The following is a 26,034-nucleotide window of genomic DNA, read 5'->3' on the forward strand; positions in this document are numbered from 1 at the left end:
GCCGCAAAGCTGACTCGATTTGCGCGTCATGCTATGCCAACTGCCTCATCAAAAGCAATTGGCAACGGCATATCCATCATGAACAAAACATGATCATTTCAACAGGATTGTAGCAGCTTCAGCGGAAACCGAGGTCCCTAGCCGAAAACACGCGCCATCCAGGAACCCTTGTTGACCTCGGGCTCCAGACCACCCTTGTTCAGCATGCTATAGGCCATCTTGTACCACTTGCTGTCAGGATAGTTGTGGCCCAGAACAGCAACGGCTGTCTTGGCCTCATGGGTAATGCCCAGTGCCATATAGGCTTCCGCGAGACGCATCAGGGCTTCTTCCACCTGACGGGTGGTCTGATAGTCGGTCACGACCACCTTGAAGCGGTTGATCGCGGCAATGTATTCCTTGCGCTCGAGATAGTAGCGGCCGACCTGCATTTCCTTGCCAGCCAGCTGGTCCATGGTCACGCGGATCTTGCGGCGAGCATCGCTGGTGTATTCAGAATCCGGATAGTTCTGAACCAGCTCGTTCATCGCCTGCAGCGCCTTCTGCGTCATTTCCTGATCACGCGTCACATCGGGGATCTGCTTGAAGTAGGACTGGCCGATCAGATAGTAGGCATATGGCACATCCTCGTCACCGGGGAACAGTGTCAGGAAGCGCTCAGCGGCGGAAATACATTCCGTGAACTGACCACTCTTGTAATAGGTGTAGGCGGTGAGGATCATCGAGCGGCGAGCATAGTTGGAATAGGGATGCTGGCGATCCAGTTCCTCGAATTTCTTCTCCGCGCCCTTGCGGTCACCGGTTTCCATGGCCACGAGACCTTCGGCATACAGCTTCTCGGCAGGGATTTCCTCAAAGGCAAGATCCGATGGATCCTTGCTGGCACAAGCACCAAGGCCGGAAACTGCAATGAGAGCGAGCCCGAACCAGATCCGTTTCGCGAAAAGAAAATCCATCGATGCTTCTATCCTTTAACTGGAACAAATAACAACCGGTACGAAGGACACGATTGTTCCAAATATCTGGCCAAAGAATCCCGATCCAGCAAAATCAGCAAACCCTGACAGAGGGGCAATAAGCGCGCGTAAAGCCGCCGCGACGTCGTCACCCCCAAGACCTCTGTCTTAACAACAAAGCACACACTTGCCATCAGAGAAATCACAATTGGGGAAAAATTGTGTCTCAAGACCAAAAGCCTCACCAAATCTACACAGCAAACCGGTCTTTGCAAGCAAATCGTCTGAAGTTCAAGCGATTTTGAGCCTCACAGACACAAAAAAGGGTGGCCTTCACCACCCTCCTCATCACAGGCATAAACAGCATCAGTTGGTTTCAGGACCAAGAACGACCCGCACCGTGGCGGTATCTACTGAAGTGCCAACGCGCGCCGACTTGCGAAAGGCAGGCACGGCTTCGACCCACTCCCAGTTGCTGGCATCGGCAAACAGCGCTTCAAGCATGTTGAAGTTGAGCTTGTGGCCACCCTTGTAGGAGCGGTAATGGGCAAGCAGGGGAGCGCCAGCCAGCGACAAATCGCCGACCGCATCCAGAGTCTTGTGACGCACAAACTCGTCGGTATAACGCAGCCCGTCGGGGTTGACGATCTTCTGATCGTTGTCGATCACCACCGAGTTTTCCAGCGACGAGCCGAGTGCATACCCGGCAGCCCAGAGGCGTTCCACGTCAGACATGAAGCCGAAGGTACGGGCTAGGCTGATTTCGCGTTTGAAAACATCCGGCGTCATCTCACCGTCGAAGTGCTGCACGCCGATGGCCTCGCTCTCGAAAGCGATAGTGACATCGAAGCGCTGGCCTTCATAAGGCAGAAGCTCACCGACAGAATCGCCGTTCTGCACCCGAACCGGCTTCAGAACGCGAATGTAACGGCGGGAATAGGGAAGCTCCTTGAGACCGACCTGATCGATGGCATCGATATAGGCGCGGGCGCTGCCATCCATGACAGGCACTTCGTCGCCGTCGATTTCGACAACCACATTGTCGACGCCATAGCCACGCAGGGCGGCCATCAGATGTTCGATCGTCGCGACCATGCCCTTTTCAGGGTGGCCAACGATGGTGCAGAGACGCGTATCAATGACGGAAGAATAGTCACCCTTGATTTCGAACTCGGTCTTCTTCTCGCGGTCGACACGCAGGAAAACAATGCCCGTGTTGGCATCCGCCGGATGCAGGATCATTTCTACAGGTTTGCCACTATGAACACCGACACCTGAAACCGCAACGCGGTCTTTCAAAGTGGTCTGTTTGGCGTTTAGCAGTTTGGCCATTCTCTTGTCCCTAATCGTATCTGGCTTGTTGCCGATCTGGGCAGGCTAAGAGCGCTCTGTTGGCGCAGCCCGCGCGGCAAATTTCGATACGCCTCGCATCTATTTCGAAGTCAACATACCGTGGCAGTCTTCTGTTTACCAAATCACGCTTTCTTACCCATTGTTACGGATTTTCCGCGCAGGAACGAGACCCACGGAAACGCGACAAAAATACACTATTACAAACACTTAAGGCCGACGTTCATGGAACGCCGGCCTTTTGATAACTTGAAATATTATCGCCTTGTAACAAACCGTTACCTGGACTGGCGACGCAGGAATGCAGGAATTTCAACCTGGTCTTCTTCACTGATTCTCTGGGGCTGCTGAACAGGGGCCGAAACCATGCGGCCCTGGGCATCCAGCTGGCCCTGCTGCGGCTGATAACCGGCGTTCGGCATCGGGCGCTGCTGCTGCGGGCGAGGAGCAAACTCATTGAGCGGAGACCCGGAAGCCGGCATGCCGCTCATGGAAGACATCGGAGCCTGCGGTGAGGCAGGAGCGCTCATGCGTGGCATGACAGGCATTTCCTGCTGCTGATGCTGCGGAGCCTGAGGTGCCATGCGAGCCTGCGGAGCGGGCTGTGCATGATAGGCATCCTGCTGATGACCGTCGAATTCCTCTTCCCGGCGACCAAGACCAACTGCAGCAAGACGCTTCAGCAGGCTCATCGGACGAGTGTCGTCTTCGTGGTGATCATGCTCCTCCCTGTTGCGCAGGGCAGCCAGTTCACGCTGGATCATCGGGGGCAGTTCATCAACGGTCGGCATCGGGCGATGCAGATTTTCCGGAACTTCCGCTACCGGCGGGATGAACGGCGTTGCGGCGTCAACGGTGGATTCCTGAACCGCCGTCGGGGCTACGAACTCTTCCTCTACGATCGGCTCTCTGGCAGCTTCCGGTTTGAAGGGAGCGATGGAAACAGCAGGGTCCTGCTCGGAAGGACGAGCAACCGACTGTTCACGCTTTTCAAAATCGTTCGAGAAGCTCTCGACGGGTTTGGCAGGCGCAGACATCTGAACAGGTTCAGCCTGTGCTTTCACCGGAGCCTGAACAGGGGCTTCCTTGTGAGCGACTTCCGGAGCAGGCGCTGCGACATTGCGCAGGCGATCCGTCAGCTCTTTCATGCGCTGGTCGGCAGGAACAACGGTCTCGGTCAGGATCTGATCAATACCGGTTGCCACGACAGACACGCGGATCATGCCTTCCATGTTTTCGTCGAAGGTAGCGCCAAGGATGATGTTGGCGTCTTCGTCCACTTCCTCACGGATGCGGGTAGCGGCTTCATCGACTTCAAACAGGGTCAGATCCTTGCCGCCGGTGATCGAGATGAGCAGGCCCTGAGCGCCTTTCATCGAGATGTCATCAAGCAGCGGGTTGGCAATGGCGGCTTCAGCAGCGGCAAGAGCACGGCCATCGCCGGAAGCTTCGCCGGTTCCCATCATCGCCTTGCCCATAGCGCGCATGACCGAACGCACATCGGCAAAGTCGAGGTTGATGAGACCTTCCTTGACCATCAGATCGGTAATGCAGGCAACACCGGAATAAAGCACTTCGTCAGCCATGGAGAAGGCATCTGCAAAGGTGGTCTTCTCGTTGGCAATGCGGAACAGGTTCTGGTTCGGAATGACGATCAGCGTGTCGACATTCTTCTGCAGCTCTTCAATCCCGGCTTCGGCAAGACGCATGCGGCGCTGGCCTTCGAAATGGAACGGTTTGGTAACCACACCTACCGTCAGTATACCCTGCTCACGGGCAGCGCGCGCAATAACCGGGGCGGCCCCTGTGCCGGTACCACCGCCCATGCCTGCGGTGATGAAAACCATATGCGAGCCATCGAGATGATCATTGATCTCGTCGATCACTTCTTCGGCAGCAGCACGCCCGACTTCGGGCTGGGAGCCAGCGCCCAGTCCTTCGGTGACCGCAATGCCCATCTGGACAATACGTTCAGACCGGGACAGGGTCAGCGCCTGCGCATCCGTGTTTGCCACCACAAAATCGACACCCAGCAAACCGGTCTCGATCATGTTGTTCACTGCGTTTCCGCCTGCACCACCGACACCGAAGACCGTGATTCTCGGTTTCAATTCGGTAATATCGGGCATCTTCAAATTGATGGTCATAGTACCCTCATCTCACTGCATGGATCGAATTGCTACCGATCTCAATCCGCCTAACTGTGGAGCCACGCAAACTCATACTGCTCCAATTTCTCTCTTCAATTCTTTTCGAGTGAGGCAGCAGGACGAATCATTCCGTCCAATATACCTCAAGCCCTTGATTCCGATCAACGATTCACGAGTGTTTCACGACACTATCCAATCGAAATCAGAAGCTTTCCGTAAACCAGCGCCTGAAAATCCCGCCGCGACCACTGCTTCCATTGAGCGCTTGCTTGATCGGCACTTTCTCAAACTGTTCGATCTGGGCAACCTGCGGATAGATCATCAAGCCGACCGCCGTAGCAAAAGCAGGTCCCTTTCCGATATCCGGCAACCCGGCGACGCCCAGCGGACGCCCCAATCGTACATTCCGTCCCATGATGCGCCTTGCGGTTTCGGCCATGCCCGTAAGCTGGCTGCCACCACCGGTCAGCACCACCCGTCGTCCCACATGGCCGGAAAAGCCCGAAGCTTCGATCCGGTCACGGACGACTTCCAAGATCTCCTCGACGCGCGGCTTGATGATCCGCGTCAGCGAGGCCTTGGGAACCTGATTGAGCAGATCCCGGTCATCGTCGCCAACCGGCGGAACGGCAACCAGTTCCTGATCATCGGACAGCGACAGAAGGGCGCTGCCGTAAAGCGTCTTGATGCGTTCCGCATCGGCAAGGCGGGTCGAAAGACCGCGCGCCAGATCCATGGTCACATGGTGCCCGCCCATGGCGATGGCATCGGAATGAACAAACTGGCCGTTGACGAAAATCGAGATCGACGTCGTCCCGCCGCCAAGGTCGACACAGGCAACCCCAAGCTCGGATTCATCATCCACCAGACAGGAAAGGCCCGAAGCGTAAGGCGTGGCAACCATTGCCGCCACGTCGAGATGGCAGCGGTTGATGCACAGTTCCAGATTCTTCAAGGGCGCCGTCTGCGCCGTAACCACATGCATGTCTACGGCCAGATCGTCGCCAATCATGCCGCGCGGATCGCGGATGCCCTTGCCGCCATCAAGCGAATAGCCGATCGGCATGGAATGAACCACCGTGCGGTCCATCGTCAGCAAATGGCTGGCTCCGGCCTGCAGCACCCGGCGAATATCCACCTCGTCCACCTCATGGCCGCTCAGGGACACCGATGCGCTGAGAGTATCGCTATGGATGCGCCCGCAGGACACGTTGACAATCAGCGACTGCACCGTCATATCGGCCTGCGTTTCGGCAGCACCAACGGCGAGACGGATGGAGTTTTCCGCCTGATCGAGATCAACGACAACGCCCGACTTGATGCCTCGTGCCTGATGCAGCCCGAACCCGAGCACCTGAACGGTGTGGGTGCGATGCGGCAGCGCCTCGCTCTGTGGCCGCGGCACAAGACGCGCAATCATGCAGCAGATCTTGGTCGAACCGACATCCAGAATGGTGATGATCTGCGACCGCTTGTGAATGAGACCACGTCCGCGTGAATCCCGTTTACCCCAGGGAGAACCGATCATGTTTCCACCTCCCGAGGAATGTCTGCCCCCAGCGTGCGCAGCGCAGCGCGACGCTTGGCAGCAGCATCCTTGCTCATGCGAACGAACGTCCTGTCGGCAAGACGCATGTCAACTGTCGTGATATCCTTGCGGGAAAGTGCCCCCTTCTCATCGAAGGCAAGCAGCTTTTCCAGTGCGTCAGCCACGCCGACTTCCGGCAGCTTGGCCTGAACGCCATTCTTGAAATAGAGATCCCAGCGCCGTTCGGAGACATAGACCACGGCCCGTGTCTTGCGTGAGATCGAAGGGAACTGCGCCAGCAGTTCGAACATCGCCGCAGCCTGCCGCTGCGCTCCATGGCCAACGACCAGAGGTAGCTTGGCAAACTCGGGATCGATGTGATCGGTCAGCACCGAGCCATCATAGGCAATGACGGAGACATATTCCCCGCGCTGCCACAGCGCAAAGGGCTTCTGCTCGCGGATCACCACCTGCAGCTTGTTCGGATAGAGTTTTTGCACCTGCGCTTCGGCAATCCAGCTCATGCTTTCCAGCTTCTTGCGGGCATCATAGGCATCAAAGGTCAGCAGTGAGCTGTCCTCATTGATGCCGAGCACGCGCAGGATATCAGACTCGGACACTTCCTTCTGGCCGGAGATCAACACAGCCTCTACCTTGAGACCGAATACCGACGACGCCTTTTCCAGCGTCGTCTGGTTCTCGCCACCAATCGAGGCACCATAGAGAATGGTCACGCCGAGAAAGCCGACGCTGAGCCCCCAGCCGAACCCGCGCGGAATCCAGGCCTCCGCCAGCGGAATGATCCGGCGGTAGAAAGGCAGGCGACGCTGCTCATAGGCATAGGCACGGGGGTCCTGCGCAGCTCGCTTTCTGCGAGCGCCACCGGACACCGTCCTGCCATCCTTCTGTTTGCCCTTTATCGGTCGCACGAAGCGTCCTCCACCATCCAACTGACCAGTTCTTTAAAATCCATGCCCGCATGCCTTGCCATGTCAGGCACCAGAGATGTCGGCGTCATGCCTGGCTGGGTGTTCACTTCCAGACAGATGAGGTCGCCATCCTCTCCGGCAGTCTCGTCATAGCGAAAATCAGCGCGGGAAATACCCCGGCAACCAAGCGCCTGATGAGCCTTTATGGTTAACGATTGAATATATTGGTAAATATTCGGTTTAAGATCTGCCGGCAAAATATGCGTCGAACCGCCCGGAGCATATTTGGCGTCATAGTCATAGAAGGTATTGTTGTTGGAGATGATATCGATGATATCGAGCGCCCGATCGCCCATTGCTGCGCATGTCAGGTCGCGACCACCGACATAGCGTTCCACCATCACCAGATCGCCGTAGGGCCAATCTGCGGAATAAAGTTCCTGTGGAGGATGCGACTGATCCGCGCCAACAATCAGCACGCCGAAGCTCGACCCTTCATTGACCGGCTTGATCACGTAAGGCGGCGGCAGGATATGGGACTTGGCAGCTTCCAGCCGATGAACAACGCGGGATTCAGCCACCGGAATTCCGGCAGCACGCATGATATCCTTGGCTTTTTCCTTGTTCATCGCCAAGGAAGAGGCAAGCACGCCACTGTGGGTATAAGGAATACCAAGAACTTCGAGCATCCCCTGAATGCAGCCGTCTTCACCGAACGGGCCATGCAGGGCATTGAATGCAACATCAGGTTTCAGTTCGGACAAAACGGTGGATATGTCTCTCTGGACATCGATGCGGGTCACCTTGTACCCGGCAGACTCGAGTGCATCGGCACAGTCTTTTCCGGAACTCAACGAAACCGGACGCTCCGATGACCACCCACCCATCAACACTGCAACATGCTTTGCCATTAACCAAACCTCTTTTGCCAGAATAAATCCCGTGCGGGAAAACCACATTTCTGGCCGGAACCCTTGCACGACACAGAGGCCAGAGGATGGCACTCTTGCAGGTCATGCAATTTGCACTTGATCCCTATAGTTATGGTTAAAAATCCCTAACAAATCATAAGCAAGAATCACTTATCATCGTCAGAAGCAGAAGAAGAACGGGGAAATGGAGGCAAACCCTTGAATTGACTGAAATTCCAGATTTCGTCTGAAAGGGGATTATTCAGGCTTTGAGGAAAGATAGCGAAACCATTTGGTCTGCAGGGCCTGCTCGATGTTAATGTTTCTGTGTTTTGCGAACAACAAAAGATGGGCAAACAGGTCGGCCAGCTCCTGTTCCACGGCCTGTTCGAGTTCTGCTTTGCTCTTGCCGCGATCCCGTCCGCGCCCCGAGAGGCTGAGAAAGGCGGAATGCAGCTCGCCCAACTCTTCGGAAAGCTTGCAAAGATGCCAGAGGTCGTCGCGCTCAATGGCGAAGCGTTCAGCATAGATATCGGAGACCTGTGCGATCTTGTCGCCAAGGGATGACAGCGTCTCGCTTCCCTCGTTCAGCTCGTCCATATCCCCTCAGCCTTCCGCTGTTGTGTCCCCTTTAGGGGCTCGTCAGTCAAGAAAAGGCGTAATCGTCTTGCCCTCGGCGAAAGCTCCGATGCGCTTGATCTCCCAGTGCAGGGAAACCCCGGTCATCGCCCGCACCTTCTGGCGAATCGTTTCGCCAAGCCGCTCGATGTCGTCGGCGGTTGCATCACCTGTATTGATGAGAAAATTGGTGTGCTTGGGGGAAACCTGCGCGCCGCCCAGACTGAAGCCACGGAACCCCGCCTCGTCCACCAGCTTCCATGCACTCATGCCATCAGGGTTGCGGAAGGTCGAGCCACCGGTGCGCTCCTTGGTTGGCTGGTTTTCCTCCCGATAGGCAGAAACCTCGTCCATCTCGTCTTTCAATACATCCGGATCACCGGCTTCGCCCTGATAAGTCGCCTCGGTGAAGATATAGGAGGCAGGCACCGAACAGGAGCGGTAGCCGTGGCCAAGATCGTCGGGTGTCAGTTTGTGAATATCGCCCTGACGGTCCATTGCGCGCGCGCCCAGAAGGCGCCGTTTGGTCTCGTCGCCATGCGCCCCGGCATTCATCCGCAAGGCCCCGCCGATCGAGCCGGGAATGCCCTTGTAGAAGGCAAAACCACCAACTCCCTGCCGCGCCATCTGCTGGGCAAAACGCATGTCCGGCATCGCCGACCCCACGCGGACGACATAATCGTCATCGACCTCGACAGAGCTGAAAGCCTTGCCTGACAGACGGATGACCACCCCTTCGATACCACCATCGCGCACCAGCAGGTTGGAGCCAAGCCCGATGGTTGTGACCGGGATATTCTCCGGCAGATGCTTGAGGAAATAGGACAGATCCGCTTCGTCTGCCGGATTGAAGAACAACTGGGCTGGCCCGCCCACCCGAAACCAGGTGAACCCGGCAATATCGAAGTTGCTCGACAGGCGCCCACGCACCTTGCCCGTCCAGTCGCCCAGCTCTTCAAGCAGATCTGCAAACATCATCAAGCCTCTTAGCCAGCCAGTGCCTTCAGAGCGCCAGCAAGCCCGTTGGCCCAAGTGGTGATGCTGCCAGCCCCAAGGCAGACCACATAATCGCCCGGTGCCGCAATGTCACGAATACGCTGAGGCAAACCTTCAGATGGGCCAAGCAAAGTGGCGTTGCGGTGACCATGGCTCTTCAGCCCTTCCACCAGTGCTTCGGCATTGACCCCTTCAATCGGCTTTTCACCGGCCGGATAGACATCGGCCACCAGCACATGGTCGGCGATGTTCATGCAGGTGCAGAAATCCTCGAAATGGTTCTGCAGGCGCGAATAGCGATGAGGCTGCATCACGGCGATCACCTTGCCCTGCGAAGCCTGACGGGCAGCGCGCATGACAGCGGCGATTTCGACCGGATGATGGGCGTAGTCGTCAATCACCTCGATGCCGTTCCAATTGCCCACGCGCGTGAAGCGGCGCTTGACACCGCCGAAGGAAGAAAGCCCCTTGCGAATGGCTTCAGCCGGAATATCCAGCTCATGGGCCACAGCAATCGCCGCGGTCGCGTTGGCAACGTTGTGCTCGCCGGGCATCGGCAGCGTCAGGCCGGAGATTTCCTCAACGGCACCGCTGCGACGATCACGGATCTCGACGGTAAAGCGGCTGACACCACCGTCAGACCGCAAATCCTTGTAGCGGACATCTGCCTGCGGGTTGGTGCCATAGGTCACGATGCGCCGGTCCTCGATCTGCCCGACAAGGGTCTGCACCACCGGATGGTCAAGACACATGGCCGCAAAGCCGTAGAAGGGAACATTCTCGACGAAGGCCTTGAAGGCAGCCTTGACCGCATCATAGGTATGATAGTGGTCCAGATGCTCCGGATCAATGTTGGTAACAATGGCGATATCGGCAGGCAGCTTGACGAAGGTGCCGTCGCTCTCGTCGGCTTCCACCACCATCCAGTCACCATCCCCCATGCGGGCGTTCGTGCCATAGGCGTTGATGATGCCACCGTTGATAACCGTCGGGTCCATGCCGCCAGCATCCAGAAGGGCGGCAACCAGCGAAGTGGTGGTGGTCTTGCCATGGGTGCCACCAATCGCGATGGCTTCCTTGAAGCGCATCAGCTCGGCCAGCATTTCAGCGCGACGCACCACAGGCAGCAGCCGTGCACGGGCTTCCTTCAGCTCCGGATTGTCTGCCTTGATGGCGGACGAAACCACGACGACCTGAGCATCACCGATATTCTCGGCGGCATGTCCGACCATCACCTTGATGCCCTGCTCGCGCAGCCGCACCACATTGGCCCCTTCGGCTATGTCACTGCCCTGCACCGTATAGCCGAGCTTGAGCAGCACTTCCGCAATACCGGACATGCCGATCCCTCCAATCCCGACGAAATGGACCGGACCAATATTCTGAGGCATCTTCATTGGGCAACTCCTGTAGCACCGGCCAATTCTTCCACCAGATCTGCCAGCCTTTCGGCAGCATCCAGCTTTCCCTCACCCCGCGCAGCGGCCGCTGCGGCTGTGAGCTTTTCGGGATTGGCAATCAACTCTTCAAGCAAATCGGAAATATCGTTGGGCCGCATGCCACGCTGCTGCAAAACCCATGCACCACCAGCCGATTCCAGAACCTTGGCATTGGCATGCTGATCCTGATCGAGCGTTCCAGGCAGCGGCACCAGAATGGACGGGCGACCAATGGCGGCCAGTTCACTGACCGAAGACGCCCCGGACCGGCAGACAACCAGATGCGCACCGGCGATCTGGGCAGGCATATCGGCAAAGAAAGGCGCCAGCTTTGCGGAAAGCCCCAGCTCGCGATAGCCGACCTTCACCTTCATCAGGTCTTCCGGGCGGCACTGCTGAGTGAGCTGGATGCGGGCACGCATGGCTTCCGGCAGGCGACCAAGCGCACCGGGCATATATTCGGAGAAGAAACGCGCCCCTTGCGAGCCGCCAAACACCACCAGATTGAACGCGCCATCGGCAGTCAACGGGGAATAGGGCAGCTTGGCCGCTTCGGCAACAGCCGGACGCACCGGATTGCCGGTCAGCCGCACCTTGTCTTCCAGCCCTTCGGTGCCCTTGAGGATCGGGAAGCTGGCAGCAATTGCGCTTGCGCCCTTGCCCAGAAAACGGTTGGCGCGTCCCATCACCCCATTCTGCTCATGCAAACAGCTGGGCACACCGAGCGAACGGGCAGCCAACATCGGCGGAACGGTCGGATAACCGCCAAACCCGACCACCACATCAGGCTTCAGCGTCTTGATGACCTTGCGCGCCACCATGTAGCCACGGGCCAGTTTCAGCGCAGCCTTTGCCATCTTGAGAGGGTTCTTAACCGAAGGCGTTGCGGACGGTATGATCTGGATGGACTCGGCCGGGAAGTCCTGGCCATACTGGGTCGCACGGCCATCGGTCGCCAGATGCACCTTCCAGCCGCGCTCGATCAGCGCGTGGGCCAGAGCCTGTGCGGGAAACAGGTGACCGCCGGTTCCTCCTGCCGTAAGCAAAACGGTTTTTGTCATTCAAATCTCCACCCGTTGGTGGCTCCTTCTATGCCGTGCTTTCCATGCCGTACCGTCAGACCGACCCAAAGAGCCCACCCATCAGACAATGGCCACGAGGTCTAAGAGGGCTTTGAGGCAATCCCGTGGCACTCAAGGCCGTCACCCACCGCGGGTTTTCCGCATAGTCCGATCCGCCAGACCTGTCAACGCCCAGTCCAACCGCATCAGTCATAAGGCTTGAAGAACTGCCGTTTTTCCAGCCCAACCTCAGGCCGCTTGCGCGTTAGTGCTAAAAGAAATCCCATGGTCAAGGCAACAGAAAGTAGCGAGGATCCACCATAGGAAATGAAGGGCAGCGTCATGCCCTTGGCTGGCATCAGCTTGAGGTTCACAGCAATATTGATCACCGCTTGCAGACCGAACAGCAGCGCAAGGCCCGATATCGCAAGTCGCTTGAACAGATCATGCGTCTGCAACGCCAGCTTCAGCGCCCTTACGACAATGAACAGATAGACCGAGACAAGCAGCATACAGGCGATGATGCCGAACTCTTCAGCCAGCACGGCAAAGATGAAGTCGGTGTGGGAGTCCGGCAGGGTACGCTTGACCATGCCCTCACCCGGACCGACGCCCAACCAGCCGCCCCGGATGATGGCATCCATGGCGGTATCCACCTGAAAGGTATCGCCCGATGCCGGATCAAGAAAGCGGTTGATACGACCCGTCACGTGCGGAACGAAGAAATAGGCCATCGTCAAGCCACCCGCGCCAAGGCCAGCCAACAGGAAGATCCAGAAAATCGGCATGCCTGCCATGAAGAAAAGGCCCGACCACACGATAGCCAACAGCCCCGTCTGGCCAATATCGGGCTGAGCCACCAGCAGCGCCACCACGATCATGAACAACACGATGGAAAACAGGTTGCCGGGAATTTCCGGCCTGCGATCATTCTCGGCAAATAGCCATGCCACAATGACCACAAAGGCAGGCTTCATGAATTCGGAGGGCTGCATCGTGAAGCCCGCAATGGAAATCCAGCGTTGCGCCCCCTTCACCGAGCCGCCAACCAGCAGCGTCATCACCATGCCGATCAGCGAGCACACCAGCACGAACAGCGCCAGTCGCCGCGTCCGGCGCGGGTTGAGAAAGGTCACGCCAATCATGACGGCAAGCGCCAAAGGCACAAAGAAGGCGTGACGCTTGACGAAATGGAACGCATCCAGATTGAGCTTCATGGCAATCGCCGGACTGGCCGCCATCGACAGAACCAGACCGAAGAACAACAGCAGAATGAGCGCGACAAGCATCGGGCGGTCGATCGTCCACCACCATTCCGTCAGCATGTTTTTCCGCGTTCGGTGCATCATTGCTCCTCGTTCGCCAGACCGCCCGTCTCAAGGTGGGCGGGATCAACCGCAACAGACCCGGTTTGCAGATAATGCTGGACTGCTTCGCGGAAGATGTCACCCCTCTTCATGAAATTGGGGAACTGGTCGAAGGAAGCGCAGGCTGGCGACAGCAGAATAACCCGGTCGGCCTTGTCCTCGACAATCGCACGTTCACTGCAGGCCTTGACCGCATGATCAAGGGCAACGTCCATATGGCTGCAATGGCTGAAGGCAACGCCATGCTTTGCCAGCGTTTCGGCAAACTCGGTTGCCGCCTCGCCAATCAGATAGGCATGCTCGATGCGGTCGAAATAGTCCACCAGCGTGGTGATCCCGCCTGCCTTGGCCAGCCCGCCAAGGATCCAGTGGATCCTGTGGAAAGAGGCAAGCGCCCGTGAGGTGGCGTCCGCATTCGTCGCCTTGGAGTCATTGATGAACAGCATCCCCGCCGTCGCGCCAACCTCTTCCATGCGGTGTTCAAGGCCACCAAAGGACTTGAGCCCATGCGTCAGGGCAGCCGGTGGCAGGTCCAACTGACGGGCCACTGCGATAGCGGCCGCCGCATTCTGGGCATTGTGCGTGCCGCGCAGAGCACGGGCCTGATCGAGATTGAAGAGGAAATCCCCCTCCATGCTCTGCAAAACCCCATCAGGAGCAGCAATCATCGCCCGCTCGTTGCCAAAGCCAGAGACTGTCACCACCGCATGACCCTTGAGGCGCAGATTGGAGGCCACATTGGCCGACAACCGGTCATCAAGCGCCACCACTGCCAGATCCGAGGCAGTGACCAAACGGCTCTTGATCCGGGCATAGTTCATCAGATCGCCATGGCGGTCGAGATGATCGGCTGAAATATTCATCAGAACACCGATGGACGGATCAATCGTCGGGGCTAGATCGATCTGGTACGAGGACACCTCGATGACATAGATGCGATCCGGAGCAAGCGGTTCGAGCGCCAGAACAGGCGTGCCGATGTTGCCGCCCATCTGCACATCCAGCCCGGCTTCACTGAGCAGGTGGGTGATGAGGGCCGTTGTGGTCGACTTGCCATTGGTACCGGTGATGGCAATGAAAGGAGAATCGATCCCGCTCGCCCGCCGCTGACGGCAGAACAGCTCGATATCACCGATGACCTCGACGCCTGCGTCCTTGGCCATCCGGACACTCCAGTGTGGCTCGGGATGGGTGAGCGGCACACCGGGTGCCAACACCAGTGCAGCAAACTGCGACCAGTCAGCCGCCTTCAGGTCGCAGATCTCGACCCTTTCGATCTCGGCGGCCTTGTCGCGGCTGGCTTCCTTGTCGTCATAGGCGAACAGCTCGGCACCCCCGGCCGCAAGCGCCTTAAGCGTCGCAAGGCCACTGCCCCCGAGCCCGAATACCGCTATTTTCTGGCCTTCAAAGATGGTAATCGGGATCATTTCACGTTCCTTCAAGAAAATTCACACGAAAGCAGGCATGGCTCCTCCTCGGAGAAGCGGGCCGAAATCTAACGAAGTTTGAGCGTGGAAAGACCGATCAAGGCCAACACCACGGCAATGATCCAGAAGCGGATCACCACCTGCGCCTCGGTCCAGCCCTTGTGCTCGAAATGATGGTGGATCGGCGCCATTCGGAAGACGCGTCGCCCGGTCAGCTTGAAGGAAGCCACCTGAATGATGACCGAAACGGCCTCGAGAACAAACAAACCGCCAACGATGGCCAGCACCAGCTCATGCTTGGTAACCACGGAGATGGCCCCGAGCATGCCACCAAGAGCAAGCGAGCCAGTGTCGCCCATGAAGATTGCAGCCGGAGGCGCATTGAACCAGAGGAAGCCAAGCCCTGCCCCGATCATGGCACCACACAGCACCAGCAGCTCACCGGTACCGGGCACATAGTGGATTTGCAGATAGTCTGCGAAGATCTCGTTACCGGAAAGATAGGCGATCACGCCAAAGGTGGCGCTGGCGATCATCACCGGCACGATGGCCAAACCGTCAAGACCGTCAGTGAGGTTGACCGCATTGCCAGCCCCGACAATCACGAACAGGCCGAAAGGCACAAAGAACCAGCCCAGATCAAGGAGGATATCCTTGAAGAAGGGGAAGGTAACAGAGGTCGCAAAGGCATCCTGCCCGAGCTGCGCAACGGCGATGCAGGCCACACCGGCGATCACCGCCTCGATGGCCAGACGCATGCGGCTCGAAAAGCCCTTGTGCGACGAACGGGAAACCTTGAGATAGTCGTCATAGAAGCCGATCAGCGCAAAGCCGACGGTCACAAACAACACGATCCAGATATAGGGGTTGGCCCAATTGACCCACAGCAGTGTTGCCATGATCATCCCGGTCAGGATCATCAGACCGCCCATCGTGGGCGTGCCCTTCTTGGTCAGCAGATGGCTTTGCGGACCATCCTCGCGGATCGGCTGCCCCTTGCCCTGCCTGGCACGCAGCGCCCGGATGATGGCCGGGCCGAACATGAAGACAAACAGCAGCGCGGTGATGATGGCTCCGGCCGTTCGAAACGTGAGATAACGGAACACGTTGAATGCGGATATCTGATCAGATATTCCGACAAGATACATCAGCATTGTAGATACAGGCCTTTCACATACATCACCGGCTCAAAAGCTCGGGTCTAATTCTTGAAATCGTCAAGCAGGGCCGCAACAATCGGCGCCATTCTGGAGCCCAGCGATCCCTTGACCATGATCGCGTCACCAGCCCTGATCTCGGCCTTCAACGGCGCAATCAGGTCGGCCGATGCTTTAGCATAGTGCCCCCGCAATGCGATAGGCACTATTTCCCATAGTTTCAGCATTTCAGGTCCGCACAAATGGACACGGTCGACACCCGCAGCGATCAGGGGATCAATCAGCCCTTCATGCAGCCGCTGACTGTCTTCGCCAAGCTCCAGCATGTCACCAAGCACGGCAACCTTGCGCTTTGCCTCCTTCACCAGCCCGAGCGCCGCAAGGGCGGCTGAAACGGAGGAAGGGTTGGCGTTGTAGCTCTCGTCAATCAGCAGCGCTTCGGCTCCCTCGACCGACAACCGGTGACGCTGCCCCCTGCCCTTGCTGGCCCCGTGTCCGGCAAGCGCATCGCAGGCAGCGGCAACATTGCCGCCAACCAGCGCCACGGCGCCCAGAACCGCCAGCGCATTATGCGCCAGATGTTCCCCGGGAGCCCCCAGAGTGCACCGGACGACATCGTCAAACAGCTTCACGGAGAGGTGCGAACCATCGGCTTCAAGCGTCAGCGCATCCAGATGCACGTCGGCCCCTTCGCTGCTTCCAAAGCGATAGCAACGGTTGATGCCCTGTGCTCTGGCGCTCTGTTCGAGAAAATCGGCAAAGGCAATATCGCCATTAAAAAGCGCGGCACCGCCCGGAACCACGCCCTCAAAAATCTCGGCCTTTGCCGCCGCAATCTCCTCAATGCCCGAGAAGTTGCCGATGTGTGCTGCCACAATGGTAGTGATGACCGCCAGATCCGGCTGCACCATGGCAATGAGATGGCGGATTTCGCCGGGATGGTTCATCCCGACCTCGAAAATGCCGAACTCGGTATCCCGTGGCATGCGCGCCAGGGTCAGCGGTACGCCCCAGTGATTGTTGAAGGAGGAAACTGCAGCATGCACTTTGCCGCTCGGTTTGAGCGCAGCCCAAAGCGCGTCCTTGGTGCTGGTCTTGCCAACGCTACCGGTGATCGCAACCACCTTACCCGTAACCCGAGCCCTAGCGGCCACGCCAAGGCGTTCCAAAGCCTTCAGAACATCGTCAACGAACACGACACGCTCAGAAAGATCGGCGAAATCCTGCCGTTGTGCATCCTCGAGCACGACCACAGCCGCCCCTGCATCAAGAGCAGAGCGCGCAAAGCCATGCCCGTCAAACCGTTCGCCCTTGATGGCAAAAAAGGCATCCCCGGCGCCGACCGTACGGCTGTCGATGGAAATGCCGGTGACGTCGCCGATTTCGCCGGGCTGGGCAACGGGTGTCGTCGCCGCAACAAACTCGGCTGAGGTCCAAAGCACCGTCACACCATTTCTCCCTTGCCAGTATCGGCCAGAGCCTGCGCCACAGCCTCATGGTCAGAGAAATGCAGGGTCTTGCCCGCGATGATCTGACCACGCTCATGGCCCTTGCCGGCAACCAGCAGGATATCGCCCGGCTTCATCATGTCGACGCCGAATGTGATGGCATCCTGCCGACCGCCGATTTCCACCCCGTTGCCAACCGGCTCCATCACGGCAGCCCGAATGAGGGCAGGATCCTCGGAACGCGGGTTGTCATCGGTGACAATCGAGTAGTCGGCAAAGTCGTTGGCAACCTTGCCCATCATCGGGCGTTTGCCAGTATCTCGATCACCACCAGCGCCAAACACGACGATGAGACGCCCCTTGACGAACGGACGCAGTGCCTTGAGAGCGACTTCCAGCGAGTCCGGTGTGTGGGAATAGTCGATATAGATCGCGGTATCCGCTCCGGCGTGCGCCACCAGTTCCATGCGCCCGCAGGCACCCTTGAGGTTGGGTATGGCCGCGAGCACACTTTCGGCATCAACGCCGCTGGCATAGGCCATGAGCCCGGCCACCAGAACGTTGGACACCTGGAAGGCACCGACCATCGGCACCCGGAAGGAAACGTCGCCCCAGAGCCCGGACAACTCCACCACCTGCTCAAGACCATCCACGACGATCGAGCGAATGACGAGATCGGCCTCAGTATCATGTCCGACAGTGAGGCAATTAAGCCCGCGCTTGCGGGCCACCGCAAGAAAATGCACCCCGTTGGGATCATCCAGATTGATCACCACATGGCCATCCTTGCGGACCAGTCGGCTGAACAACTGACTTTTGGCGTCGCGGTAGTTTTCGAACGTCAGATGGTAATCGAGATGATCCCGGGTAAGGTTGGTGAAGGCGCCGACGTCAACTGTCAGGCAATCCAGCCGCTTCTGCTCCAGACCATGACTGGACGCCTCAAGCGCAAGATGGGTCACGCCCTCCTTGGCAAGCACGGAAACGCTCGCCATCAATCCGACCGGATCCGGCGTCGTCAGACCACCATAGGTGGCACCCGAAGGGCCTTCGATGCCGATGGTGCCGATGTTGGCAGCAAGCTTGCCGGTGGAGGCCCAGATCTGGCGCAGGAAGGAAGCAATCGACGTCTTGCCATTTGTGCCGGTGACGGCAGCAACTTTCTCCAGCTTCACGTGATAGAAGCCACCGGCCAGATCGGCCAATGCCAGATGCGGATCCTGAAGACGGAAAACGGGCTTGCCAGTGGGGTCGAAATCGCGGGGCAGTTTGGACTGGTCCGAGATGATCGCCAGAATGGCCCCCTGCTCAAGCGCCTTGGGAACGAATTGTGCCCCGTCGATCTTGCTGCCGGGGACACCCACGAATATGAAACCCTTTTTGACACGGCGGCTATCAGCCGTTACGCCGACCACCTGCTTCTCGCCAAAATTGACCAAGAGAAAATCTTCAATGGGCTCCCTCAGTTTGCCCAGCAATTCCACCACTTTCATCCAACAGCACTCCGGCCCGATTCTTGCCAACCTTACTTCAAGGTTTAAAAGGATGCTTCGACTGTTGGAACATCCTTTTGGCCAAATCGTGGTTTAACCCCCAAAATTGAGCCAACTCTGCGGATAACATCCCCTGCAAGCGGTGCAGCATTCACACCTGCGGTCGCATAGCCATAGGTTTCCTTGAGGCCTTTCGGCTCGTCGAGCATGACCAGCACGACATATTGCGGATCATCGATCGGGAAGGCTGCAAGGTAGGAGTTGCGCAGGCGGTTGCCGATATACTTGCCATCAATCACCTTCTCGGCCGTGCCGGTCTTGCCGCCGACCATATAGCCATCGACCCGGCTGCGCTTGCCTGAGCCTTCGACAGCATTGAGGCGCATCAGGTAACGCACTTCGGCACTGGCCCGCTCGCTGATCACGCGGTCAGAGTGATCCGTATTCTCCACTTCCTGCTTGCTTTTCCTCAGGAACGTCGGCTTGACATAGTAGCCACCATTGACCAGCGATGCCGCGGTTGCAGCAAACTGCAACGGGGTCACCTGCACGCCATGCCCGAAGCTGATGGTCATCGTCGAAAGATCGGACCAGCGCTTGTCGGAGGGATAGACAGGGGCCGCAGTTTCCGGCAGCTCGGTCCGCACCCGTTCCAGAAGGTGGGCTCTCTGAAGGAATTCCTTGTGGCCTTCCTTGCCGATCTTCAGGGCCATCTTGGCCGACCCGACGTTCGAAGAGTAGATGAAGACCTCAGGCACCGAGAGAATGCGTTTCTTGGAATGGAAGTCGCTGATTGTGCTGCCGCGCACCCGGATCGGCTGACGCGCATCGAAACTGTCATTGAGATGGACCAGACCGGAATCGAGCGCCATGGCCACGGTCACGGTCTTGAAGACCGAGCCCATTTCGTAGACACCTGCCGTCATCCGGTTGAGGCGATCCGGCTCACCCACGTTGACCGGATGGTTGGGATCGAAATCAGGCAGAGAAGCCATGCCCAGCACTTCGCCGTCCTTGGCATTGAGCACAACACCGGCAGCGGCAATGGCCTTGAACTTGGTCATGTATTTTTCAAGCTCGTCGCGCAGGGCATGCTGCACGCGCAAATCGATGGAGAGCCGGACAGGATCCGCTTCCAGAGCACTGCCGCCAAAGCCGCCATCGGCCTTGGCAAGACCAGCCGTATCGATATATTTCTCCATCCCGGCAATGCCGACGTTGTCGACATTCACCAGCCCGAGAATATGCGAAGCGGTTGCCCCGGCCGGATAGAAACGCTTGTTCTCGGTCTTGTAGCCAAGCCCCGGAATACCCTTCTCGTGGATGGCCTGCTGCTGCTTCGGTGTCACCTCACGCTTGATCCATGTAAAACCGAGCTTCTTGTTGGAGAGCCTGCGCCGCAGCGACTTGGAATCCAGATCCGGAAACACGCCGGTGATCGCGTCGAGCGCTTCCTCGACATCAATGATCTTGTTCGGCTCGGCGTAGATCGAGGCGGTCTTGATATCGGTCGCCAGAATTTCGCCGTTGCGATCAACAAGGTCGGGACGGAAGGTTGCAATGCCCTCCTCCTCACTGGCCCGTTGAGCAAGAGCCGGACTGTCGAAGCCCAGCATCACAAGCCGGGCAAACATCATCACGAAGCAGAAGCCGAAAGCCGCCATGGCGAGCAGAATCCGACCACGGGTCGCCTTTGAGCGCACCTTGTTCGCGCCTTCGAAATCGAACCGGTGGTCAATCGAGCTGGTGATAGTGAATTCATTGCTGGTATCAACCATTATCGCGCCCCCTGTTCTGTTTTGGCCGCGGCGGGATGGGCATGATCAAGGAGCTTTTCAAGATCATTGACAACGGTGCCCGGCAAGGCGGAATCCTCGGACCGGTCCGGCACATCGCCGATGGTGCCGATCTGATAGGGCTGAATGGCCTGCAAGCCCAGTTCATTGGAGAATTCATCGGCAAGACGCTGCACGCGCTGCGGACGGTTGAGATAGCTCCACTCAGCCTTCAGCAGCATCAGGGCATCTTTCTCGTCCTGAATCTTCTGTTCGAGGGCGGCAATCTTCTCCCCTTCCTCTTTGGACTGGTGTTTCACCTGGAAGAGCCAGAAGGCCCCCACCAGGACAGAAAGGAAGAGGAGAAAGTTGATGAGTCTGCTCATGAATGGCCTCCAGAGCGGCTCTCCGCCAGCATTCGGGGCAATCCAAGCCCGCGCGCATCAAGCTCATGAGGAACGGCATCCGTCCGCAGTCCGGCCCGCATCTTGGCCGAACGGGCACGCGGATTGCGTTCCAGTTCTTCGTCATCCGGCCCGACCCCACCCTTGACAAGCATTTCAAAGCTCGGGTCCGGAATATCTTCTTCCGGCAGATAGCGAGATCCACCGGAACGGGTTTTCGTGCGCTCCTGAAAGAAGCGTTTGACAATTCTGTCTTCAAGGGAATGGAAGGTGACGACAACAAGCTTCCCGCCGGGCTTCAGACATTTCTCTGCCGCAACAAGGCCATCGACCAGTTCGTCCAGCTCGCCATTGACGAAAATGCGCAGCGCCTGAAACACTCGTGTTGCCGGATGGATCTTCTGCTGCGGCTTGCGCCCGACAACGCGCTCGATCACATTGGCCAGATCCAGCGTGCGCGAAAAAGGCGTCACACCACGCCGCGCCAGAATGGCACCAGCAATGCGGCGCGCCTGCTTTTCCTCGCCCAACTCGCGAAAAATCTGCACCAGCTCCGTCTCGGAATAACTGTTGATCACATCCGCAGCCGTTGCACCGCTCTGGGACATGCGCATGTCGAGCGGGCCATCATTCATGAAGGAAAAGCCGCGCTCTGCCTCGTCAAGCTGCATCGACGACACACCGATATCAAGCACCACAGCATCAAGCGGCGCGTGACCGGCAGCCTCGGCAATATCGGCCAGTTCACTGAAGCAGCCAGAAACAAATGCCAGCCGCTCACCATAGACACCTTGCAGCTCTTTGGCCCGCATCGCCGCTTCCGGGTCACGATCAACACCCAGCACATTGGCGCCAGCCTTCAGGATGGCTTCGGAATAGCCACCAAAGCCGAAGGTGCCATCAAGCACCCACTGCCCCGCCTGCGGGTCAAGCGCCGCAAGCACGGGCGCCAGCAACACCGGCACATGGCGAGCACCTTCAGGACCATCGACAGTCAGATCCCGGTTCATGCAGCCCCTCCGCTTCCCGCTTCGCGCAGGGCCTTCCGACGGGCACTGAGCGAGGCACGCAGAGCCATGGCCTGCTTGGCCGCATCAGCCTTGAAGATCTCGTATTTCTCAGGCTCCCAGATCTGGAACTTGTAGCCATGACCAACAAAGACCACTGCTTCAGTGATGCCGGTGTGCGCCTTGATTTTCTCGCTCAATACCACGCGACCATCCTTGTCGATCTTCAAACTCTCACTCTCGCCCAGCAGCGCCGTTGCGAGAAACTCACGCTCTTCGGTGAAAACATCGAAGGGCTCCAGATATTCATCAATTGCCTTGCGCAAACTCAGGCCACCGGCATCCACCGCAGCACGATCCATGGAAGGGCAGCAAAACAGGTTTTCATGGCCTTCGCGCGCAAGAATCTGCCGATAAGGCGCCGGGATAGACACCCGCCCCTTTGAATCAAGCCGATTCACATAACTGGACACGAAATCGTCCATACGCACTGCCTTCAGAAAGCCTACACCGCCGCTTGCCTGCTCGCTGACACAGTCGCTGAACCGATTTTTCAGATTGGTTGGGTCATTTCTAACGACATGGTCTGAGCTTCGCTATAAATGGGATACCATGGGATCTTATGGGCGTCAACGGATTCCTATGGATTCCAAAGCCAGCAACAAGGGAGCCAATTCTAATAACGTTAACGTTAACAAAGAGTTGTTAAAAAGAAGGAAACGAGAGGGCAAAGAATTAGGGACGGGATAAGTATTTTGGCAATGACAGCCCAATCCGGAACCGCCTTGGCGACAAAAACCGCACACTGCTGAAGCAAATCAGCAGCGGCATGGAGAAAAGGATCTCCATTTCGTTAGCAACGACGAGAATTCCGGAGATTTTGGGAAGAAAAATACCAGTCGGTCTATAAGCCGGGTTTTGTACGGCAAGAACAAAGTCTCGCGTGGCAACCATTCATCTGCGACACCCATTGCTGAATGTCTCTAGCAACCCACCCGAATGACTGGCCTGAAAGCCGACTGAGCTTGCGCTCGCGCCATTCCTATTCGGTTTTGCTCCCGGTGGGGTTTACCCTGCCACCTTCATTACTGAAGGCGCGGTGAGCTCTTGCCTCACCCTTTCACCCTTACCTGACCGAGGTCAGGCGGTTTGCTTTCTGTGGCACTTTCCCTGGAGTCGCCTCCGCCGGGCGTTACCCGGCACCGTGCTTTCATGGAGCCCGGACTTTCCTCACCGGATTGCTTTCGCGTGACCGGTGCGGCTGCCCGACCGACTGGTCCGATGGGAACTAAGCCCTAATTCGGCCAAGGTCAAGGGGCCATCTTGGAAAGCAGTGCGACCAGCTGTTGAACGCCGCGCCCGATTGCCTGCTCATTGCTGGCCGCATAGCCCAGAAGCACCCCTGCCCGGGCGGCTCGCTGACCGGACCAGTAAAGGCCAGACATGGCCGACCCTTCAACACCGATCTCACCCATTGCCCTGACGAAATCCCGGTCATCAAGCCCCAGCGCCTTGCCGCAGAAATAGGCTGGCAACTGGATGCCGCCATCAGGCACGGTCGGCGCAAGCCAGTCCGCCGCCTCGCGCTTGAGCCTGTCTACCAGACAATCGCGCCGGTCCCGGTAAAGCCGGGTCATCCGCGACACATGGGCCTTCAGGTGCCCCTCCTCCAGAAAATCCTTCAACGCCCATTGCACCACGACCGAAGGGACCGCACCGATATTGCGCAGGCAGCGGCGCATCGGCTCAACCAGCCTTTTGGGCACCACCAGATAGGCCACCCGTAACCCGGGCATCAGTGCCTTGGAAAAGGTGCCCATATAGATGACCAGCCCGCGCCGGTCGAGCCCCTGCAGGCTCGATATGGGAGCACCGGAGAAATGAAACTCACTGTCGTAATCATCTTCCAGAATGAAGCAGTCCTTCTGCTGGGCATAACGCAACAGCGCCAACCGCTCTTCAAGCGCCATGACCTTTCCGGTCGGAAACTGGTGTGAAGGCGAGCTGTAGATGAGTTGTGGCGAGATCGCCTCCAACCGGCCTTCCAGAAGGTCCTGACAGGGCGTCTCGTCATCAACCATGACCGGCAAGGTCCGCGCACCAACAGCCGCAAGGGCTGCTGACATGCCAGCATAACCCGGCTCTTCATGCAGCGCCACATCACCTTCATCGAGCAGCACACGGGCAACCAGATCCTGCGCCGCCTGCGCCGAGGAAAGGATCATCACCTGATCCACCTCCGCCACTACACCCCGCGCCGCGGACACATGGTCGAGGACCGCCTGCTTGAGCACAGGCAGTCCCGAATAGTGAGCGTAGCCCAACAGATATTCATGGGAGGCGACCTGCCTCGCCGCCCGTCGTAACAGACGCGCCCAGATATCGTGAGGAAACGCCCCGACCTCGGGCATGCCGGGCAGAAAGGTCAGCGCCCTCGGCAGGTCACGCCGCGGTACCGTCATCATGCGCCGGGCACTGTCCGACAGTCGCGGCTCGGGTATCGGCGCCTCTTGCTGGGCGGCACCATGACGCCCCCCCAAAAAACCGGAGGAGGCTGCACTCACCCGTGTACCGCGTCGCCCATCCGCATCGAGATAGCCCTCAAGCACCAGCTGTTCGTATGCGACCAGCACCGTGTTGCGCCCCACTTTCAGCTCGCTTGCCAACGTCCGCGAGGCAGGCAACCGTGCGCCCGGAACAAGCCTCCCCTGCTCGATCAACTGCCGTATCTGCAGGAACAGTTGTCGTGGCAACCCGTCCGCATCGGTGCGATCCAGGCTGATTTGACCCGTCACCATGTTTGGCTCCCTGAAATTGAAAGTTTTGGCTCTTCATTTAGAGCCATAATTACGCTTTTATCAAGCCAAACAACAACCGTCCCCATGCGGGCACCCTCTCGAAGGGCGATACCGCACATCTGACCAGAAGACCAACCAATGACCAACGCACCAAACACCACCCACTCAGAAAAAGAGAGTTTCCCGATCACCCCGACCAACAAGATTCGGGTTGCCAAGCGCGCCAACTACGACAAGGACACGCTGTTTGCCATTCTTGATGAAGGCCTCATCGCTCAGGTTGGTTTTGTACTCGATGACAAGCCGATCGTCCTGCCCATGGCCTATGGCCGCATCGGCGACCAGATCTATATTCACGGTGCCAAGGCGGCCCGCATGCTCAAGGCCCTGAAGGAAGGCGTGCCTGTCTGCCTTAATGTGACACTGGTTGATGGTCTGGTGCTCGGTCGCGCAGCCTTTCACCATACGATGAACTTTCGTTCGGCCAACATCCATGGCACGGCGCGGCTGGTCGAAGACGAAAAGGAAAAATACGACGCCCTTGTCGCCGTCACCGACCATCTGGCTCCCGGACGCTGGGACGAGACGCGAGAAACCACGGCCAAGGAAATCGGAGCCACGACAGTAATCGCCGTTACCATCGAACAGGCCGCCTCGAAGATCCGTGCCGGAATGCCCATTGATGACGAAGCAGACTATGACCTCGACCACTGGGCTGGCATCGTCCCCATCAGCACCAGCTTCGGCCCCGCCATCAACGACGCCCGGCTCAAGGAAGGTGTTCCTGTAGCCAAGAGCATCCGTAAACTGACCAGTCGGCGCTGATATCTTACTGCGCATTACCGCGCAGAGCAGTAATTTTTCCGCAATCGTTGCCCAAACCCCATCGAGTGCAGTCAATAGAGAATGCCCACGGAGGAGCCGTCCTCCGTGGGCACTTGGCGTTTGGAAGGTTGCGCCCCCATGATGCCCTCCCCGGATCACAGGTTTGCGCAATCCCAAAATCGCAAGAAAAAGGCGCATTTGCGTCTCTCCTGTCAAATATAACAATCCAGTTTTCTAGTCATCAATAATCAAAACAAAATAGAAGGGACAACACTTCGCGGAAAACCCAATAGTTCTTCGCATCATCAAAAAGTGATGGGGTAATTTACCCAATGTAAACCAGTCTTTAAGAGAAAAAGCGAAAAGATTGACCTCAATTTATTCATGCATTCGGG

At 57.9% G+C, this 26,034-nt stretch carries 21 protein-coding genes and 1 other RNA gene; 1 reads left to right on the plus strand and 21 read right to left on the minus strand.

Features of this window, described 5'->3' with window-relative positions:
• Positions 1–137 precede the first annotated feature (137 nt).
• From DSL70_RS11930 to pdxR, 21 genes are all read right to left on the minus strand, one after another.
• Positions 138–956, minus strand: a complete 819-nt coding sequence (locus DSL70_RS11930; RefSeq protein ID WP_119308146.1) for an outer membrane protein assembly factor BamD — start codon at positions 954–956, stop codon at positions 138–140.
• Between the two features lie 366 nt (positions 957–1,322).
• Entirely contained in the window at positions 1,323–2,288 is a 966-nt protein-coding gene (gene lpxC, locus DSL70_RS11935; protein WP_119308147.1) for a UDP-3-O-acyl-N-acetylglucosamine deacetylase, read from the minus strand.
• Between the two features lie 296 nt (positions 2,289–2,584).
• Positions 2,585–4,453 carry a cell division protein FtsZ gene (gene ftsZ, locus DSL70_RS11940; protein ID WP_119308148.1) on the minus strand — a complete coding sequence of 623 codons (1,869 nt, stop codon included), beginning with the start codon at positions 4,451–4,453 and terminating at the stop codon, positions 2,585–2,587.
• Between the two features lie 205 nt (positions 4,454–4,658).
• Positions 4,659–5,984 carry a cell division protein FtsA gene (gene ftsA / locus DSL70_RS11945; protein WP_119308149.1) on the minus strand — a complete coding sequence of 442 codons (1,326 nt, stop codon included), beginning with the start codon at positions 5,982–5,984 and terminating at the stop codon, positions 4,659–4,661.
• A complete protein-coding gene (locus DSL70_RS11950) occupies positions 5,981–6,913 on the minus strand; it encodes a cell division protein FtsQ/DivIB (protein WP_162916634.1) in 933 nt (310 codons plus the stop codon). Before DSL70_RS11950 ends, ftsA begins: the two co-directional genes overlap by 4 nt.
• Positions 6,901–7,824 (minus strand): D-alanine--D-alanine ligase, encoded by a 924-nt coding sequence (locus DSL70_RS11955; RefSeq protein WP_119308151.1) that lies wholly within the window; start codon positions 7,822–7,824, stop codon positions 6,901–6,903. The genes DSL70_RS11950 and DSL70_RS11955 overlap by 13 nt, the downstream gene beginning before the upstream one ends.
• A 258-nt stretch (positions 7,825–8,082) precedes the next feature.
• Positions 8,083–8,424: a nucleoside triphosphate pyrophosphohydrolase family protein gene (locus DSL70_RS11960; protein ID WP_119308152.1), complete on the minus strand. Its 342-nt coding sequence runs from the start codon at positions 8,422–8,424 to the stop codon at positions 8,083–8,085.
• 42 nt (positions 8,425–8,466) lie between these two features.
• Positions 8,467–9,420, minus strand: coding sequence for a UDP-N-acetylmuramate dehydrogenase (gene murB / locus DSL70_RS11965; RefSeq protein WP_119308153.1), 954 nt, complete (start codon positions 9,418–9,420; stop codon positions 8,467–8,469).
• 8 nt (positions 9,421–9,428) lie between these two features.
• Positions 9,429–10,835: a UDP-N-acetylmuramate--L-alanine ligase gene (gene murC / locus DSL70_RS11970; protein WP_119308154.1), complete on the minus strand. Its 1,407-nt coding sequence runs from the start codon at positions 10,833–10,835 to the stop codon at positions 9,429–9,431.
• Positions 10,832–11,938 carry an undecaprenyldiphospho-muramoylpentapeptide beta-N-acetylglucosaminyltransferase gene (murG, locus tag DSL70_RS11975; RefSeq protein ID WP_119308155.1) on the minus strand — a complete coding sequence of 369 codons (1,107 nt, stop codon included), beginning with the start codon at positions 11,936–11,938 and terminating at the stop codon, positions 10,832–10,834. The genes murC and murG overlap by 4 nt, the downstream gene beginning before the upstream one ends.
• Positions 11,939–12,144: 206 nt before the next feature.
• Positions 12,145–13,287, minus strand: a complete 1,143-nt coding sequence (ftsW, locus tag DSL70_RS11980) for a putative lipid II flippase FtsW (RefSeq protein WP_119308156.1) — start codon at positions 13,285–13,287, stop codon at positions 12,145–12,147.
• Positions 13,284–14,732 carry a UDP-N-acetylmuramoyl-L-alanine--D-glutamate ligase gene (gene murD / locus DSL70_RS11985; RefSeq protein ID WP_119308157.1) on the minus strand — a complete coding sequence of 483 codons (1,449 nt, stop codon included), beginning with the start codon at positions 14,730–14,732 and terminating at the stop codon, positions 13,284–13,286. Before murD ends, ftsW begins: the two co-directional genes overlap by 4 nt.
• A 68-nt stretch (positions 14,733–14,800) precedes the next feature.
• Positions 14,801–15,886 (minus strand): phospho-N-acetylmuramoyl-pentapeptide-transferase, encoded by a 1,086-nt coding sequence (gene mraY, locus DSL70_RS11990; protein ID WP_119308158.1) that lies wholly within the window; start codon positions 15,884–15,886, stop codon positions 14,801–14,803.
• Between the two features lie 47 nt (positions 15,887–15,933).
• Entirely contained in the window at positions 15,934–17,337 is a 1,404-nt protein-coding gene (locus DSL70_RS11995) for a UDP-N-acetylmuramoylalanyl-D-glutamyl-2,6-diaminopimelate--D-alanyl-D-alanine ligase (protein ID WP_119308159.1), read from the minus strand.
• The gene (locus tag DSL70_RS12000) at positions 17,334–18,830 is read right to left on the minus strand and encodes a UDP-N-acetylmuramoyl-L-alanyl-D-glutamate--2,6-diaminopimelate ligase (RefSeq protein WP_119308160.1); all 1,497 of its coding nucleotides are present in this window, start codon (positions 18,828–18,830) and stop codon (positions 17,334–17,336) included. The genes DSL70_RS11995 and DSL70_RS12000 overlap by 4 nt, the downstream gene beginning before the upstream one ends.
• Positions 18,831–18,874: 44 nt before the next feature.
• Positions 18,875–20,608, minus strand: coding sequence for a peptidoglycan D,D-transpeptidase FtsI family protein (locus tag DSL70_RS12005; protein WP_119308161.1), 1,734 nt, complete (start codon positions 20,606–20,608; stop codon positions 18,875–18,877).
• Positions 20,608–20,991, minus strand: a complete 384-nt coding sequence (gene ftsL, locus DSL70_RS12010; RefSeq protein ID WP_119308162.1) for a cell division protein FtsL — start codon at positions 20,989–20,991, stop codon at positions 20,608–20,610. Before ftsL ends, DSL70_RS12005 begins: the two co-directional genes overlap by 1 nt.
• The gene (gene rsmH, locus DSL70_RS12015; RefSeq protein WP_119308163.1) at positions 20,988–22,019 is read right to left on the minus strand and encodes a 16S rRNA (cytosine(1402)-N(4))-methyltransferase RsmH; all 1,032 of its coding nucleotides are present in this window, start codon (positions 22,017–22,019) and stop codon (positions 20,988–20,990) included. Before rsmH ends, ftsL begins: the two co-directional genes overlap by 4 nt.
• Complete coding sequence (locus tag DSL70_RS12020; protein ID WP_245418194.1) at positions 22,016–22,489, minus strand: division/cell wall cluster transcriptional repressor MraZ; 474 nt, start codon at positions 22,487–22,489, stop codon at positions 22,016–22,018. Before DSL70_RS12020 ends, rsmH begins: the two co-directional genes overlap by 4 nt.
• A gap of 418 nt (positions 22,490–22,907) precedes the next feature.
• Positions 22,908–23,293, minus strand: an RNA gene (gene rnpB, locus DSL70_RS12025) — RNase P RNA component class A.
• A gap of 33 nt (positions 23,294–23,326) precedes the next feature.
• On the minus strand, positions 23,327–24,814 hold the full coding sequence (pdxR, locus tag DSL70_RS12030) for a MocR-like pyridoxine biosynthesis transcription factor PdxR (protein ID WP_119308165.1): 1,488 nt from the start codon (positions 24,812–24,814) through the stop codon (positions 23,327–23,329).
• Positions 24,815–24,952: 138 nt separating this feature from the next.
• Here pdxR and DSL70_RS12035 point away from each other — a divergent pair, with 138 nt between their 5' ends.
• Positions 24,953–25,639 (plus strand): pyridoxamine 5'-phosphate oxidase family protein, encoded by a 687-nt coding sequence (locus DSL70_RS12035; protein WP_119308166.1) that lies wholly within the window; start codon positions 24,953–24,955, stop codon positions 25,637–25,639.
• Positions 25,640–26,034 lie beyond the last annotated feature (395 nt).

The organism is Cohaesibacter haloalkalitolerans, from assembly GCF_003574655.1.
GTDB lineage: Bacteria > Pseudomonadota > Alphaproteobacteria > Rhizobiales > Cohaesibacteraceae > Cohaesibacter > Cohaesibacter haloalkalitolerans.